Here is a 15,781-nt window from a genome sequence, read left to right as displayed (position 1 = left end):
CTGCCCTCCACGCCATGGCCCCCCCCACGATTCGCGGGGCCGGACCTCAGGCATGTGGCCAATGGGTTGTCACCTGTCCTCGCGCCCCATCCGCGCGCCCGACGTCGTCCGCGCGCGTCAGCGGCAGCTCCATGCACACTTCCCGGCCCGGTGGTGCCAGCGCCACTGCGCACTCGCGGACAGCCAGTCGGATGGAACTCAGGTTGACCGGGGCACACGCCAGCCGCCCGCGCGCAGGGCCATGCGCAGCCGAGGCCGTGTCCCGCACGGGGTCCCAGGCCCGTCAGGCCCAGGGCAGCAGCTCGTCCAGGATGGCGCGGTGGACGATGGCGCGGTCGCCCTGTCGTGGACGGGACCTCCGTTGGGGGACTGACACGGTCGCGATATGACGCCACACCATGAACCCGCTCCGTCTCTCCCTGCTCCTGGGGCTCGTGTCGTGTCTGTCGCTGTGGTCCCCTCCAGCGCAAGCGCAGTCCACCCAGGCGAGGCGCCGCGCCCGCGACCTGGGCATCACATTCGGTGGACAGTCGGGCCCGAACAACGCCATCACCGACGTGGTCGGCGTGACGGTGGGCCATACGACGTTGATATCGGGCGACACTCGAGGCCCGCCGGGCAAGGGGGCGGTGCGCACCGGCGTCACCGCCGTGCTGCCCCGAGGCAAGGACGGCGTGTCCGAGGAGGTCTTCGCCGCCATCTACTCCCTCAACGGCAACGGCGAGATGACGGGCTCCCACTGGCTCACCGAGTCCGGCCAGCTCGCAGGCCCCGTCATGCTCACCAACACCAATGACGTGGGCACCGTCCGCGACTCCGTCATCTCCTGGGCGATGAAGCGAGGGCTGGAGTGGGAGCTGGGGCTGCCCGTCGTCGCGGAGACGTGGGACGGCCTGCTGAATGACATCTATGGCTTCCACGTAAAGGCCACACACGCCCACCGCGCGCTCGACAGCGCCAAGGGCGGTCCCGTCGCGGAGGGCTCGGTGGGCGGCGGCACGGGGATGGTGTGCCACAGCTTCAAGGCCGGCATCGGCACGGCGTCGCGCAAGCTGCCCGCATCGGAGGGTGGCTACACCGTGGGCGTGCTGCTGCAGTGCAACTACGGCGCGCGCCACCTCTTCACCGTGGAGGGCGTGCCCGTGGGCGAGGAGATCAGCGACCTGCGCCCCTGCTACACCGGGCCCAAGAAGCCGAGCCCCGGAATGTTCAAGGAGTTGCCGGCCTGCGCAACGTCGCGCGGTGACATCCAGCCCCGCACGCCCGAGGGCGCCGGCTCCATCATCGTGGTGGTGGCGACGGACGCGCCGCTGCTGCCGCATCAACTGGAGCGGCTGGCGAAGCGGGTGCCGCTGGGCATCGGGAAGATGGGGGGCCTGGGCGCGAACTCCTCCGGCGACATCTTCCTGGCCTTCTCCACGCAGCGGCTGAAGCCCCCCGCGGGCAAGGCCGTGTCCAGCGTCTCGGCGCTTGACAACGAGCGGTTGACGCCGCTCTTCGAGGCCACCATCCAGGCCACGCAGGAGGCCATCCTCAACTCGATGCTGGCCTCCGACACGATGACGGGCGCGGAGGGCAGCCGCGCCTTCGGACTGCCTCAGGACCGGCTCATCCAGGCGATGAAGAAGTATGGCCGGCTGACGACACCCGCGCCCGCGCCGTGACGCCGAGCGCGCTTCAAGGCGGGCGCGCTGCGGCCCCACGCTGCCGCGCCGCCACCCACGCCTGGACCCGCGCCTCCAGGATGTCCAGCGGCAGGGCGCCGTCGAGCAGCACGATGTCGTGGAACTCGCGCACGTCGAAGCCCGAGCCCAGCACCTGCTCCGCGCGAGTGCGCAGGTCGCGAATCTTGAGCTGCCCTACCTTGTACGCCAGCGCCTGCCCCGGCCAGGCGAGGTAGCGGTCAATCTCGTTGGTGGTATCAAGCTCGTGACGCGGCGAGTTCTCCATGAAGAAGTCGAGCGCCTGCCGCCGCGTCCACTTCTTCACATGCATGCCGGTGTCGACGACGAGCCGCACCGCGCGCCACATGTCGTAGGCCAGCTGGCCGAACTTGTCGTACGGGCTGGTGTACAGGCCCAGCTCGTCGCCCAGCGTCTCGCAGTAGAGCGCCCAGCCTTCGCCATAGGCCACGTAGTAGCCGTAGCGGCGGAACTCGGGCAGGCCGGGCTGTTCGGCGGCCAGGGCCGTCTGCAGGTGGTGGCCAGGCACTGCTTCGTGCAGCGTGAGCGGCACCATCTCCCACAGCGGGCGCGTCTCCGGCCGGTACAGGTTCACCAGGTACGTGCCCGGCCGCGAGCCATCCGGCGCGCCCGCGTAATAGAAGCCGGTGGTCGCGTCCGGGGCCATGGCCTCCGGCGTCGACTCCACGCCATACGGCTGCCGAGGCAGCGTCTTGAACAGCCGCACCAGCAGCGGGTCGATGCGCTTGGACAAGGCCCGGTAGCGCAGCAGCAGCTCATCCCCGTCCCGCGCATAGAAGCGCGCATCCGTTCGCAGAAAGCGGAAGAACTCCGCCAACGTGCCCTCGAAGCCCGTCTGGGCCTTCACCGCCTCCATCTCCGCGCGCAGGCGCTGGACCTCGGCCAGGCCGAGCGCGTGAATCTCCTCCGCGCCCAAGCCCGTGGTGGTGAACTTGCGCGCGAGGAAGTCATACAGCTCCTCGCCGTCGGGGAGCTGCCAGATGCCCACCGCCTCCGTGCCCTCCGGAACGTACTCCTCCGTGAGGAACTCGTGGAAGCGCGTCAGCGCGGGGAGCACGCCCTGCGCAATCGCCGCGCGGCCCGCCGTGGACAGGCGTTGCTGCTCCGCGGAGTCGATGCCCTTGGGGAAGCGGCGAAACGGCGCGAAGAAGCCGCTGTCCGCCGGGTCCGTGACGAGCTGCTTCGCCACCTGCGGCGGAACCCGTTGGAGGACGACCTGGGGGTGGATGCGCTTCTCACGCAGCCCCTCGCGCAGCAGCGCCAGCACCTGGTCCACATAGGTGCCGAAGCCCTGGAGCCGGGCCACCCAGTCCTCGTAGTCCTTCACCGTCTCGAAGCGTAGGTTGTCCGCGAGCTGGTAGGCCGTCTGCACACCCGGCGGCTGCTTGATGCCCTCCGGGATGCCACCCATGTGGTTCACCGGCATCAGGTACGTCTTGAAGCGGTGCTCCTCCACCCACGTCTCGTAGTCGCGGCGGAACAAGTCGTAGTTGAGCTGGTCCGCCGCGACGAGCGCCTCGCGGTCCATCTTCTTCAACCTCGCGAGCACCTGGAGGTTGTGCTGGTGGTCCGCCTCGATGGCCTGGAGGCTCAGGTCATCCCAGCGGTCATTCCAGCGGCGGTCACCCTGCACGGACGCGTAGGTCGGGCTGTGCTCCAGTTGGTACTGCCACTCCTGCTGGATGAGCGCCTGCAGCGCGGCGGCCTGGGGCCGGGCGTCGACGGATTCGGGAAGCATGGTGAGAACCCCACTGCGAAGAGAAGGACCGCGCGCGTCACGAGAAGAGCTCGAGCAGGTCCTCCCGGGTGATGGCCGTCGCGGCGGAGGCCTCGCTCAGGGCCGCCTCGAAGATGGCCCGCTTCTTCTCCTGGAGTCCCAGGATGCGCTCCTCCACGGTGCCCTGGGACACCAGCCGGTACACCATCACCGTGCGCTCCTGGCCAATGCGGTGGGCGCGGTCCGCGGCCTGCGCCTCCGCCGCCGGGTTCCACCACGGGTCCACGAGGAAGACATGGTCCGCCGCCGTGAGGTTGAGGCCCGTGCCGCCCGCCTTGAGGGACATGAGCAGCACCGGCTCACCTTCCGTGGACTGGAAGCGCTCGGTGACCTCGCCGCGGTTGGCCGTGGTGCCGTCCAGCCGGCCGAAGCCGATGCCCGCCGCCTTCAGGCGCGGCTCGATGAGGTCCAGCAGCGACGTCCACTGCGAGAAGACGAGCGCCTTGTGGCCCTCCGAGACGGCCGTCTCCAGCGCGTCCACCAGCGTCTCCACCTTGGACGACGTGTGGGCCCGCTGGCCCGGGACGAGCGCGGGGTGACACGCGGCCTGACGCAGCCGCAGCAGGGCCTCCAGCGCCTTGAGCACGCTGCCGCCCTCATTCAACAGGGCCACCACTTCCTTGCGCGTGGCCGCCATCACCGCGTCGTAGACGGAGCGCTCGCGCTCATCCATCTGCACGTGCATCACGGACTCGATGCGCGGCGGCAGCTCGGGTGCCACGTCCCGCTTCAGGCGCCGGAGCACGAAGGGACGGATGCGGCGCCGCAGCCCCTCGGCCGCTCCCTGCCGGCCCTCGGAGATGGGCCGCGAAATCGTGTCCTCGAAGTGCTTGCGCCCCCCGAGCAGGCCCGGGTTGGTGAAGTGCATGAGGCTCCACAGCTCCTCCAGCCGGTTCTCCAACGGCGTGCCGCTCAGCGCGAGCCGGAAGCTCGCCTTGAGCCCGAAGGCCGCGCGCGCCACCTGGCTGTCCGGATTCTTGATGGCCTGCGCCTCGTCCAGCACCAGCGAGTCCCACGTCTTCGCGCCGAGCACCGCCGCGTCCAGGCGCATGATGGCGTAGGTGGTGAGCGTCACGTCGGCGGACGGCTCCAGCGCGCGGCCGGGCCCGTGGTACACGCACACCTTCAGCGACGGGCGGAAGCGCTTCAGCTCCGAGGCCCAGTTGGGCAGCACGCTGGTGGGGCACACCACGAGCGACCCGGGCCCCAGGGCGCAAATCGTCTGGAGCGTCTTACCCAGGCCCATGTCGTCCGCCAGGATGCCGCCCAGCCCCGCGCCGCGCAGGAAGCCCAGCCAGCTGACGCCCTGGAGCTGGTACTGGCGCAGCGTGGCGTTGAGCTCCGCGGGCAGCTCGGGCGGGGGCAGCTTCTCGAAGCCAGAGATGAGCGGCGCCAGCCGGTCCAGGCCCGGCGGAGGCGGCTGCTCCAGTGTCTCACACAGCGCGGTGAGCTCCGGCAGCGCGTGGTTGGCGACCTTCCCATCCTCCTGCCGCGCGTTGAGCAGGTCCGCCACGCGCTGACCGTGCTTGTCCAGCCAGGCCCGGGGCAACGGCGCCCAGCCACCACCGTCCAGCGGAACCAGCCCCAGCCCCTCCGTCCACGCCCGGATGACGGCGGCGGCGTCCACGGCCTTGACCTCGCCCCGGGCGCCCTCCACCTGGAAGGAGAGCTGGAAGCGCACGTCGGGGACGCCCTGCCCCGTGACGCTGGACTCCAGGTGGAGCGACGGGCGCAGCTTGACGTCGGGGCTCACCAGCCCCGCCGCGTCACCGGCGAGGTCGCCGCGCCAACGCCGCAGCTTGTCCGCCCAGCGCACCATCTCCGAGCCCTGCACCGTCAGCCGGCGGCCGGGCACCAGGTTCAGCTCGTCGCGGAGCTGGTGGATGAGGCGCTGCTCGGCGGCCTCGTCGCGCAGCGGCACCGGGCCGCGCAGGTACACCATGCGCCCGTTGTCGATGCGCACCACCGGCGGCGCGCCGTAGACGAGCGTGGGCAGCACGGACAAGCCGGCGTCGAGCTGGTTCAGTTCCAGCAGGATGCGCGGCTTCAGCTCGCGGTCCAGGCGCGGCAGCCGCTTGCTGCGGACCTCCACCGGCAGGCGGCGCCCCAGCTCGGGCATGATCTTGGAGGTCAGGTCCCCCAGATGGTCCGCCGAGTACGTGCGGACGATGGGCAGGTGCTGCAGCCAGGGGCCGGACATGGACGTCTCGCCCAGGCGGACCAGCGCGTCGCTCGCGAGCGCGACCCCGGGGCTGACCACCTCCTGGATGCGCGAATCCCGGGTCACCGTCACCACAATCTGGCCGCCGCGGTCCTCCACCACCGCGCGCGGCAGCACCTGCTCATAGGACACCGCCACCGGGCGCCCGTCGAGCAGCACGTTGCGCGCCGACTCCAGCACCTTGAGCACCGCGTCCAGCGTCTCCGGCGCCAGGGTGCCGCGCGTGCGCCGCTGCTCCAGGATGCGGTCGGCCAGCAGGTCCGCGTTCTCCACCTGGAGCTTCGCGGCCTCCGCGGGCCGGGCCATCAGCGACGTCAGGCTGCCCTCCAGCGGCGTCTCCGTGCCGTCCACATGGACGATGGAGCGGCGAAGCTCCAGGCCGCCGTCCTCGCGGGTGAAGTGGTAGACGACGCGCGCCCAGCGGGTGGCCGCCGTCTCCATGGGCGCGTCCTGCCGCTCCGCCTGCTGGATGGAGATGGCCGCCGCCACCACGTGTTCGCAGGGGTCCACCAGGCTGGGGCAGTCACACTCCCAGGCGTCGTCGTTCGGATACAAAACCACCGTGAGGGCGACCGGGCGCCCCTTGGCGCGCACCCTCAGCTCCAGCTCGCCCCCTTTCTGGGACTGGAGCACCACGGCTCCGGAGCGGGCGAGGTTCACCCCGTTGGACCAGATTCCCGGCTTGGCTTCCTTCCGGACGGTTTCGAGCAGTTGGGCGGTGGCGGACATGGGGCGCTGTTTCCCTACGCCCCCAGCATGCGTCGCGCAACGGCCATGAGCGCGCACCGTCGCGTGGCAGGCGGGCCTGGACGCGGAGCCCTGCCTGGAAAAACTTCAACGCCAGCGGCCCGGCGCCCGCGCCACCGCGAACGATGAGGACATCGTACGAATCACTCCCACCCTCATGTATGTATTTCATTCCACGCAAACACGGGCGCCTATCATTGACATGCAAAGATGAAAGGACTTAGCTGTATTGCAGTCGTCTCCCTGATACTCCAACGAAGCCAGCTCACCGGGTCTTGCCCAGGAAACGAGAGGACGCGTGGACATCACGCAGAGGCAGGACGAGGCGAAGCCGGGAGCCAACACTCCGTCGCGATTCGCACGCTGGGCACGGGCCGCCACACTGACTGAGCGGGCTGAATCCACTCCCAAAACCAGCGCGACGCGACGCGACACATCCGCCGCGGCGCGCAAGCGATTGGATGCATGGCGTCAGCAGGAGCCCTTCGGGCAGGCGGACTGGTGGCGGCGCAGATTGCAATCCTCGGGGCTGACCGAAGCGGAGCTGCTCACGCTGCTGGAGGTGCCCACCGAGGCGCCCTGGGCCCCGCCTGCTGAAGTCCCCGGCTGGGTGCGGGTGCTGGAGCGCGCCTACGCGGAGCCCTCGCACGCGCCCGTCCCCTGGCCCGAGCGCACGGAGGGCCCGGACCGCTCGGCCTTCCTTCCACTGGTGGAGCCGCTGGTGTCGCGCGCCGTGGCGCAGCTCACCGCCGCGCTGACGCCCCTGAAACACGCCGCGCCTGGGCTCGACCTGGAGCCGGGCGTCGTCGTCTCCACGATGCTGGGTCACCTGCCCCAGGTGCTGGCACCGGTGCTGGGCCGCGCCATGGTGGTGGAGCTGCACGCCGCGCAGTTGGAGGAGCTGCTCGCCGGAGACACCCCGGAGGCGCGCTTCCAGGACTTCACGAAGCGGCTGCGCCAGCCGCAGGTCGCCCTGGACATCCTGGAGCGTTACCCGGTGCTGGCCCGCTGCGTCGTCCTGCGCATCGCGGAGTGGGAGTCCAACTGCCTGGGGCTGATGAAGCGGCTGACGCGGGACGCGCCCCTGCTCTGGCCGCGGTTCAACGCGGGCCGGTCTCCCGGCGCGCTGGTGGAGGCGCGCGGCGGCTTCTCCGACCCGCACCGGGGCGGCCAGGGCGTCTTCATCCTCCGCTTCGAGTCCGGGCTGCGGCTCGTCTACAAGCCGCGCTCACTGGGAGCAGAGGCGGGGCTCCAGCAGCTCCTCGCGTGGCTCAACGCGCGCGGCGCCACGCCCGCCATGAAGGGCGCGGAGGCGCTGGACCGGGGAGAATACGGGTGGATGGAGTACGTGGCCCCCGCGCCGTGCGCGTCCACGGAGGAGGTCCGGCGCTTCTACGAACGTCAGGGCGCCTATGTCGCGCTGATGCACGCGCTGGACGGCACGGACCTGCACTTCGAGAACCTCATCGCCGCGGGTGAGCACCCGGTGCTGGTGGACGTGGAGACGCTCTTCCACCCGGTGTCGGGCACGCGCACGCTCCGGGACTCCGAGCACGCGGTGGAGGCCCCACCCATTTCGGTGCTCCGCAGCGGGCTGCTGCCGCAGCAGTTCTGGGGCACGCGCACGAAGGCCGGGGTGGACCTGAGCGGGCTGGGCGCTCGGGCAGGTCAGCTCACGCCGCAGGCCTACCTGATGACGGCGGAGCGAGGAACGGACCGGATGCGCTTCGAGCGGCGGCCGGTGGCGATGCCCGGCGCCAACAACCTGCCGCGCCTGGAGGGTGAGGCCGCGCCCGTGCTGACCTACCGCGACGCGCTGGCCGCCGGCTTCACCCGCATGTACGGCCTGCTGCTGGAGCACCGCGAGGCGCTGCTCGCGGAGGTTGGGCCGCTGGCCGCCTTCGCGCGCGTGCCCATGCGCGTCCTCTTCCGCAACACGGCGGTGTATGGCGCGCTCCTCTACGAGAGCTACCACCCGCACGCGCTGACAGACGGTCTCGAGCGCCAGCGCTTCTTCGACCACCTGTGGCGCGCCGCCGTGCCTGTCCCGGACTTCGCCGCGCTCGTGCCCCTGGAGACGGAGCAGTTGGAGCGGGGAGACCTGCCGTACTTCACCGCGCGCGCCGATTCGATGGACCTGGAGGCGGGCTCGGGCCAGCGCCTGCCGGACTTCTTCCAGGAGACGGGCATGGCGCGCGTGCGCCGCCGGCTGGAGGGCCTGTCGCCAGAGGACCAGACGCGGCAGCGCTGGGTGCTGGAGCGCTCGCTGGATGTCCTGCTGCTGAGCTCCGGGACGGTGGCGCGGCCGAGCTATCCGTTCCAGGAGCACCCCCAGCCGGACCTCCGCGACGCGCTGCTCACGGAAGCCCGACGCGCGGGCGAGCGGCTGCTGCCGTTGGCCTTCGAGCGCCGCGGCGAAGCGCACTGGCTGGGCCTGGACGCGGGCGAAGGCGGCTGGCGGCTCGGGTCACCCGGGCCGGATGTCTTCCAGGGGCGCGCGGGCATCGCGCTCGCGCTGGGCTACCTGGGGGACGTCACGCGAGACGCGCGCTTCACGCGGCTGGCGCGGTCCACGCTGCGCACCCAGGCGCGCATCCTGGCGGAGGAGCCCGCAAGCGTGGTGGGGCTGGGCGTCCTCAACGGCTGGGGCGGCATCCTCTACGCGCTGACGCACCTGGGCGTGCTGTGGAAGGACGACGCGCTCCTGGACGAGGCCGCCGGCTACGTCCCGCGGCTGCGGCCCCTGGTGCAGAAGGACACGGTGCTGGACGTGGGCGCGGGCGCCGCGGGCTGCCTCCTGGCGCTGCTGGTGCTCGGGGAGCACCGCCCGTCAGACACGCTGTGGGCCACGGCGGACGCCTGCGGCCAGCGGCTGCTGGAGACGTCCACGCCCCAGGCCCGGGGCGCTGCCTGGATTTGCGAGGCCGCCGGGAACCGCTACCTCGCGGGCATGGCACACGGCGCCGCCGGCATCAGCCTGGCGCTGCTGCGGCTGTTCGCGCGCACGGGCGATACGCGCCTGCGTGACGCCGCGGTCGCGGGTATGGCGTACGAGCGCGGGCTCTACTCCCCCCAGGAGCGCAACTGGCCCGACCTGCGCGTGGGCGCGAAGGAGCTGGCGGCGGCCGTGGACGGGGCGGAGCACTTCCTCTGGGCGTGGTGTACTGGCGCCCCCGGCATCGGACTCGCGCGACTGTCCGGCCTCCCCTTCGTGGACGACGCCGCGGTGCGCGAGGAGCTTGCCATCGCGCTGGACTCCACGCTGGCGCGAGGCTTCGGCCGCAACCACGGCTTGTGTCACGGCGACCTGGGCAACGCGGACTTCCTGCTGGAAGCGGCGGCCACGCTCGGGGACTCGAAGCTCCAGGAGCGCACGAACGCGGTAGCGGGCGGCATCCTGCGCGGCATCTCCGGGCACGGCTACCTCTTCGGCCTGCAAGGCAGCACGGAGACGCCGGGCCTGATGGTGGGCCTGGCGGGCATCGCCTACGGACTGGCGCGGCTGGCCATGCCGGAGCGCCTGCCCTCGCTGCTGGCTGTCGCGCCGCCACGAATCGTCCGAGGTGAAGGGCTGGGCACCTCGGATGGCCGTCCCTCCAGCCATGTCCAGGAGCAGTCATGAGCCAGAAGAAGGAACACATCCTCCGTGCGTGGCGTGACCCCGAGTACTTCAACAGCCTGTCGTCGGAGGAGCGCGCGGCCCTGCCCGCCAACCCCGCCGCCGAACTGGAGCTGGGGGACGACCTCCTGGAGGTCATCACTGGCGGCGACGCCTGTCTGCCCGGCCAGTCCAGCCCCTACTGCACGCCGTGCCCGCCGTTCCACTGCTTCTGAGCCACCCCTCTTTCCTGTCCAGGAGCAGTCATGAGCCAGAAGAAGGAACACATCCTCCGTGCGTGGCGTGACCCCGAGTACTTCAACAGCCTGACGTCGGAGGAGCGCGCGGCCCTGCCCGCCAACCCCGCCGCCGAGCTGGAGCTGAGCGACGAGGTCCTGGAGCGCATCACGGGCGCGGACAGCTGCGAGCAGTTCGGCAGCTACCACTGCACGCCGTGCCCGCCCTACGTCTGCCTGTAGCGAAGAAGCCATTGGGGGGCTGGCTCAGTCCCGGGCCAGTCCCCCACCCCATGCGCTAACGTCCCGCCACGATGCAGCCACCCACCGACGGCCGCCCCTCCATCTTCCGCAAGGAAGCCCTGGCGCACTACCAGCGCGTCGTGCAGGACGATGGCGATTTGCTGCGCATCGGTGGCCGGTGGACGCGGTGGACCTTCGCGCTCCTGTTCGTCTTCGGCCTCGCGCTGGCGCTCGGTGTCCTGGCGTGGCCGGCGCTCATTGCCCCGGAAGGAACCATGCCGCCATGACGGCCGAGGCGCCGCGGCAGCCCCAGCGCGGGTGGAGGCTCCGCCTGCGCAGGCGCGTGCCCGAAGTGCGGCAGATGACGATGACGGACTGTGGCGCCGCCTGTCTGGCCATGGTGCTGGCCTACCACGGCCGCCACATGGGCCTGGACGCGGTGCGGGAGGTGACAGGCCCCGGACGTGACGGCGCCAGCGCGAAGGCGCTGAAGGCCGCCGCCCAGAAGCTGGGCCTGCGCGTGCGCGCCATCTCCGTGGACCTGGACCGCCTGCCCTTCCTGCCTCCGGCCACCATCCTCCACTGGCGCTTCACGCACTACGTCGTCTTCGAGCGGCTGGGCCGCGGCTGGGTCGAGGTGGTGGACCCCGACCAGGGCCGCCGCCGCGTCTCCATGGAGCAGTTCAGCCAGTGCTTCACCGGCGTGGCGCTGCTGCTGGAGCCGTCCGACAGCTTCCAGCCGGGCCACCCGCGGCGCGGGCCCTACCGCTACCTGGTGCCCCTGGTGAAGCGGCAGGCCGGCACGCTAGTGAAGGTCCTCGCGCTGTCCGCCGTGCTCCAGGTGCTGACGCTGGCGGTGCCGCTGCTCACCGGCATGGTGGTGGACCGCGTGGTGCCCCGGCAGGACTACTCGCTGATGGGCGTGCTGTCCGCGGCGCTCGCGGGCGTGTTGCTCTTCGAGCTGCTCTCATCGGTGGTGCGCGGCCAGCTCCTGGTGGAGCTGCGCACCCGGCTGGACTCGCAGATGACGCAGGGGCTCCTGGACCACCTGGTGAGCCTGGCCTACCCCTTCTTCCAGCTCCGGCCCGCGGGAGACCTGCTGACGCGGCTGGGCTCGCAGCAGGCCATCCGCGAGCTGCTCTCCACCGGCCTCTTGTCCAGCGCGCTCGACGGGGCGTTGGTGCTCCTCTACCTGGGCCTGCTGCTGGTGGCGGACGCGTCGCTGGGGCTGCTGGTGGTGGGCCTGGGCCTGTTGCAGGTGCTGGTGTTCGCGCTGCCCCGGGCCCGCCAGCGCAGCCAGCTGTCGCGCAGCCTGGACATGGGCGTGCGCAGCCAGAGCTACCTGATGGCCATGCTGTCCGGCATGCAGACGCTCAAGGCCTTCGGCGTGGAGGGCCGCATGGTAGGCAGTTACGCCAACCTCTACGTGGACCTGCTCAACGTGGAGCTGGAGCGCGGCCGGCTCTCCGCCTGGCTGGACGCGCTGACGGGCACGCTGCGCCGCGTGTCCCCGCTGGTGCTGCTGTCCGTGGGCGCGTGGCGCGTGCTGGACGGCGCGATGTCCCTGGGACAGATGCTGAGCATCAACGCGCTGGCCACCGCGCTCTTGGTGCCCCTGTCCAACCTGCTGGGCACCGGCGGGCAGCTCCAGTTCCTGAGCACCTACCTGGAGCGCATCAACGACGTGCTGGACACACCGCCGGAGCGCGACGCGGCGCACCAGGGCCGCGCGCCCACGCTGCGCGGCGCCGTCACCCTGGAGGACGTGCGCTTCCGCTACAACCCCCACTCCGCCTGGGTGGTGCAGGGCGTGTCGGTCAGCGTGGAGCCGGGGCAGATGGTGGCGCTCGTCGGCCGCTCGGGCGCGGGCAAGAGCACCCTGGCGCACCTGCTGCTGGGGCTCTACCTGCCCACCTCCGGCCACGTCCGGTATGACGGCGCGGAGCTGGGCGAGCTGGACTTGCGCGCGGTGCGCAGCCAACTGGGCGTGGTGCTGCAGGACGCCTCGTTCTTCAACGCGTCGCTGCGGGAGAACATCACCCTGAGCGACCCGGACCTGGACATGGACCGTGTCGTGGAGGCCGCGAAGCGAGCCCACATCCACGACGACATCATGGCCATGCCCATGCAGTACGACACGCCGCTGACGGACCGGGGCCTCTCCATGTCCGGCGGCCAGCGGCAGCGGCTGGCCCTGGCCCGCGCCCTGGTGCGCAGGCCCGCCATCCTCCTGCTGGATGAAGCCACCAGCGCCCTGGACGCCACCACCGAGGCGAACGTGCAGCAGGCGCTGGCGTCCTTGAAGTGCACGCGCGTCGTCATCGCCCACCGGCTCAGCACGGTGCGCGACGCCGACACCATCCTCGTCATGGAGGCCGGCCAGGTGGTGGAGGTGGGCCGGCACCAGGAGCTGCTGGAGCGCCAGGGCACCTATGCGGCGCTGGTCAATGCACAACGCGAGGAGCGCACCCTGGCGACGGGCTGAGGCGCCTGGAGTACGACCCGGGAATCATGAATATCCTGCTTCCCGCGACCGGCTTGCCACATCTCCGCCGGCGCGCCTGCGAGGGATTCATGAACCTGGATGACTACAGCCGCTTTGACGCAGTGGGATTGGCGGAGCTGGTACGTCGGAAGGAAGTCGCCCCCGAAGAGCTGCTCCGGGTGGCGGTGGAGGCCATCCACCGCGTCAACCCGGCGCTGAACGCCGTCATCGACCTGCGAGAGGGCGAGGCGAGCGACGCGCTGAAGCAAGACGTCCCCGACGGCCCCTTCCGGGGCGTGCCCTTCCTCATCAAGGACATTGGCGTACACGCCGCGGGGGTGCCCACCGACATGGGCAGCCGGATGGCCCAGGGGACGGTGTTCCCCCATGACAGCGCGTTGATGGCGCGCTACCGGCGCGCGGGCCTGGTGCTGCTGGGCCGGACGAACGCGCCGGAGCTCGGCAACAACGCCACCACGGAGCCGGTGCTGCACGGGCCCACGCGCAATCCGTGGGACGTGAAGCGCAGTCCGGGCGGCTCCAGCGGCGGCTCGGCGGCGGCGGTGGCGGCGGGCATCGTCCCGGTGGCCCACGGCAACGACGGCGGCGGCTCGCTGCGCATCCCCGCGTCGCTCTGCGGCGTCTTCGGGCTGAAGCCCACGCGGGGCCGCAACTCGCTGGGGCCGGACGCGGGTGACTTCATCTTCGGCATGGGCATCGAGCATGTGCTGTCCCGCAGCGTGCGCGACAGCGCGGCCATGCTGGACGCCACCCAGGGCCCGGAGGCAGGCGACCCGTACTTCGCGCCGCCGCCGCGGGGGCCCTACCTGGAGGAAGTGGGCCGCGCGCCGAACCGGCTGCGCATCGCGCTGATGACGGAGGCCCCCATGGGCGCCCCGGTGAGCGCCGAATGTGTGGAGGCCGCGCGAGCGGCGGCGAAGCTGTGTACGGAGCTGGGCCACGAAGTCGTCGAAGCCGCACCCGAGCACGACGGCCAGCTGCTGCACGAGGCCGTCTCCACCGTCTGGTCAGCGACCATGGCGTCCCTGGTGGGCCTGCTGAGCCAGGTCTCCGGGCGCGACGCGGGACCGGAGCTGCTCGAGGCCTCCACCTGGGCGGTGGTGCGCCATGGCCGCGAGCTGAAGGCCACGGACCTGCAACGGGCGCTCGGCGTGTTCAACCTCGTGTCACGGCAGGTGGGCGCCTTCTTCCAACAGTACGACGTGCTGCTGTCGCCCACGGTGGCGGCGCCGCCCTTCCCGCTGGGCCTGCTGGACGCCAACGCGCCCCGGACGGCCCGCGAGTGGTACGACCACGCGTTTGGGCACTGCCCTTTCACCGCGCTGTTCAACGTCACCGGGCAGCCGGCCATGTCCGTGCCGCTGCACTGGAGCGCGGAGGGCCTGCCCATCGGCGTCCAGTTCGCTGGCCGGTACGCCGACGAGGCCACGCTGTTCCAACTGGCGGGGCAGCTCGAGCAGGCGCGGCCCTGGGCCCAGCGGCGGCCACCGGTGCACGTCACCCGGTCCGCGTAGCCGCCGTGGGACGCGCGGTGGGCCCTCGCAGCGCGAAGGCCCACCGCGAAGCAGCCGGCTCAGTCGTAGCGGCTGGTGAGCTTCAGCGTCCACGAGCGCAGCGTGCCGCTGCCCACGCCGGACGGGTTGGCGACGTGCAGCTTCCAGCGGCCGTTAATGCTGCCGTCACGCGGGATGCCCCGCGTCACGACGATGCGCGAGGGCGGCGTGCCCTCGTTCGGGCCGTCCCACAGCAGGGCCGTCTCGCCACCCGGGTCCTCCAGCGTCAGCACCAGCCGGTGCGGCGCGGTGTGGACGATGTCCAGCTCCACGTTGATGTCCATGGGCACCGTGGCCAGCCCCACCACGACGAGCGGCGCCGTCACCAGCGGGTTCGTCGACTGGAGCTTCAGGTCGGAGTACTCGATGAAGGAGGCCCCCATCCACGCCGGGGCGCAGTAGCCCTCCACCCAGCCCGACGCCAGGCCGATGCAGATGAGCTGCTCCGACGGGCACGCCACGAAGCGGGAGCACATGTCCCCGTTGCCCGCGACGTACGAGGCGTCCACGCAGCGGCCATAGGGGCTGGAGCCGTCACCGGGGCGGCCCTCGCAGACGAGCCCTGGCTGACAGATGCCAGGGCCCGTGCACGGGTCGCCTTCGGCCGCCTGCTGCGTGTGGGCCTTGAGCTGCCCCATCGTGACGGCGTTCACGTTCGCCAGCCGCGACAGCTGCACCATGTGAGAGATGGGGCGCGCCGCGACGAGGCTCTGCACCGCGGCCGCGGGGATGCCGAAGACAGTCTGCAGATTCGACGCGCTCTGCGTGTTCGCCGCGTGGATGGCGCGGCGGGCCTCCGCCAGGTTGAAGGCCACGCCGTGGAAGGTCCCCACGTGCCCGTCGACCGGCAGCTCCACGCGGCCCGTGCCCTTGGCATACGCCTCCAGCGCCGCGAGCGCCGCGGGGCCCACCTGCGGCACCGCGTCCACCTGCTCGATGCTCACGAAGCGGCGGTCATCGCCCGTGTGGAAAACGCCGTCCGGCCCCTCGCGGAAGTCCATCAGCGCCTGCGCCGTCAGGGCGTTCAGCGGCACCTCCAAATCCAACACGGTGAAGGAGATGGAGTAGTCGTTGAGGAAGGACAGCACGCCCTCCGCCGCGGGCGTCCCCGTGGCCAGCGCCTGCGCCTGCGTTCCGAGCACAACCGCCTCGTGCTCGACGTCCGTGGACGTCGGGGCGCCACAGCTGAACAGCGCG

10 protein-coding genes are annotated in these 15,781 nt (G+C 71.4%); 7 read left to right on the top strand and 3 right to left on the bottom strand.

Going from position 1 to position 15,781, the window contains the following annotated elements; translation table 11 throughout:
- The first annotated feature begins 398 nt into the window (after positions 1–398).
- Positions 399–1,664: a P1 family peptidase gene (locus HV824_RS09100; protein ID WP_176417169.1), complete on the top strand. Its 1,266-nt coding sequence runs from the start codon at positions 399–401 to the stop codon at positions 1,662–1,664.
- Positions 1,665–1,677: 13 nt separating this feature from the next.
- Here HV824_RS09100 and HV824_RS09095 read toward each other — a convergent pair whose 3' ends face one another.
- Together HV824_RS09095 and HV824_RS09090 are read right to left on the bottom strand one after the other, a co-directional pair.
- A complete protein-coding gene (locus HV824_RS09095) occupies positions 1,678–3,441 on the bottom strand; it encodes a DUF885 family protein (RefSeq protein ID WP_176417168.1) in 1,764 nt (587 codons plus the stop codon).
- 37 nt (positions 3,442–3,478) lie between these two features.
- Positions 3,479–6,430: a DEAD/DEAH box helicase gene (locus HV824_RS09090; protein ID WP_176423087.1), complete on the bottom strand. Its 2,952-nt coding sequence runs from the start codon at positions 6,428–6,430 to the stop codon at positions 3,479–3,481.
- Between the two features lie 475 nt (positions 6,431–6,905).
- On the opposite strand from HV824_RS09090, the gene HV824_RS09085 reads away from it, so the two are divergent.
- The 6 genes from HV824_RS09085 (at position 6,906) to HV824_RS09060 (ending at position 14,545) form a co-directional block, all read left to right on the top strand.
- Entirely contained in the window at positions 6,906–10,070 is a 3,165-nt protein-coding gene (locus HV824_RS09085; protein WP_255207881.1) for a type 2 lanthipeptide synthetase LanM family protein, read from the top strand.
- Positions 10,067–10,282, top strand: a complete 216-nt coding sequence (locus HV824_RS09080; protein WP_176417165.1) for a mersacidin/lichenicidin family type 2 lantibiotic — start codon at positions 10,067–10,069, stop codon at positions 10,280–10,282. The genes HV824_RS09085 and HV824_RS09080 overlap by 4 nt, the downstream gene beginning before the upstream one ends.
- A 30-nt stretch (positions 10,283–10,312) precedes the next feature.
- Complete coding sequence (locus tag HV824_RS09075; protein WP_176417164.1) at positions 10,313–10,525, top strand: mersacidin/lichenicidin family type 2 lantibiotic; 213 nt, start codon at positions 10,313–10,315, stop codon at positions 10,523–10,525.
- A gap of 71 nt (positions 10,526–10,596) precedes the next feature.
- Positions 10,597–10,812 carry a hypothetical protein gene (locus HV824_RS09070; protein ID WP_176417163.1) on the top strand — a complete coding sequence of 72 codons (216 nt, stop codon included), beginning with the start codon at positions 10,597–10,599 and terminating at the stop codon, positions 10,810–10,812.
- Positions 10,809–13,010 (top strand): peptidase domain-containing ABC transporter, encoded by a 2,202-nt coding sequence (locus HV824_RS09065; RefSeq protein ID WP_176423085.1) that lies wholly within the window; start codon positions 10,809–10,811, stop codon positions 13,008–13,010. The genes HV824_RS09070 and HV824_RS09065 overlap by 4 nt, the downstream gene beginning before the upstream one ends.
- Positions 13,011–13,099: 89 nt before the next feature.
- A complete protein-coding gene (locus HV824_RS09060; protein WP_176417161.1) occupies positions 13,100–14,545 on the top strand; it encodes an amidase in 1,446 nt (481 codons plus the stop codon).
- A 59-nt stretch (positions 14,546–14,604) separates the two neighbouring features.
- Here the strand turns inward: HV824_RS09060 and HV824_RS09055 are convergent, their stop codons facing one another.
- Complete coding sequence (locus HV824_RS09055; RefSeq protein ID WP_368670895.1) at positions 14,605–15,726, bottom strand: proprotein convertase P-domain-containing protein; 1,122 nt, start codon at positions 15,724–15,726, stop codon at positions 14,605–14,607.
- Positions 15,727–15,781 lie beyond the last annotated feature (55 nt).

This window comes from Myxococcus sp. AM009, from assembly GCF_013372605.1.
Classification (GTDB): domain Bacteria; phylum Myxococcota; class Myxococcia; order Myxococcales; family Myxococcaceae; genus Myxococcus; species Myxococcus vastator.
Note: the sequence above shows the minus strand (reverse complement) of the source record. Positions and strands in the feature narration are given on the sequence as shown.

What these genes read in the sequence shown, in the direction of transcription:
- HV824_RS09100 (WP_176417169.1), top strand. Translation starts at nt 399, where the DNA reads ATGAACCCGCTCCGTCTCTCCCTGCTCCTGGGGCTCGTGTCGTGTCTG.
- HV824_RS09095 (WP_176417168.1), bottom strand. Translation starts at nt 3,441, where the DNA reads ATGCTTCCCGAATCCGTCGACGCCCGGCCCCAGGCCGCCGCGCTGCAG.
- HV824_RS09090 (WP_176423087.1), bottom strand. Translation starts at nt 6,430, where the DNA reads ATGTCCGCCACCGCCCAACTGCTCGAAACCGTCCGGAAGGAAGCCAAG.
- HV824_RS09080 (WP_176417165.1), top strand. Translation starts at nt 10,067, where the DNA reads ATGAGCCAGAAGAAGGAACACATCCTCCGTGCGTGGCGTGACCCCGAG.
- HV824_RS09075 (WP_176417164.1), top strand. Translation starts at nt 10,313, where the DNA reads ATGAGCCAGAAGAAGGAACACATCCTCCGTGCGTGGCGTGACCCCGAG.
- HV824_RS09070 (WP_176417163.1), top strand. Translation starts at nt 10,597, where the DNA reads ATGCAGCCACCCACCGACGGCCGCCCCTCCATCTTCCGCAAGGAAGCC.
- HV824_RS09065 (WP_176423085.1), top strand. Translation starts at nt 10,809, where the DNA reads ATGACGGCCGAGGCGCCGCGGCAGCCCCAGCGCGGGTGGAGGCTCCGC.
- HV824_RS09060 (WP_176417161.1), top strand. Translation starts at nt 13,100, where the DNA reads ATGAACCTGGATGACTACAGCCGCTTTGACGCAGTGGGATTGGCGGAG.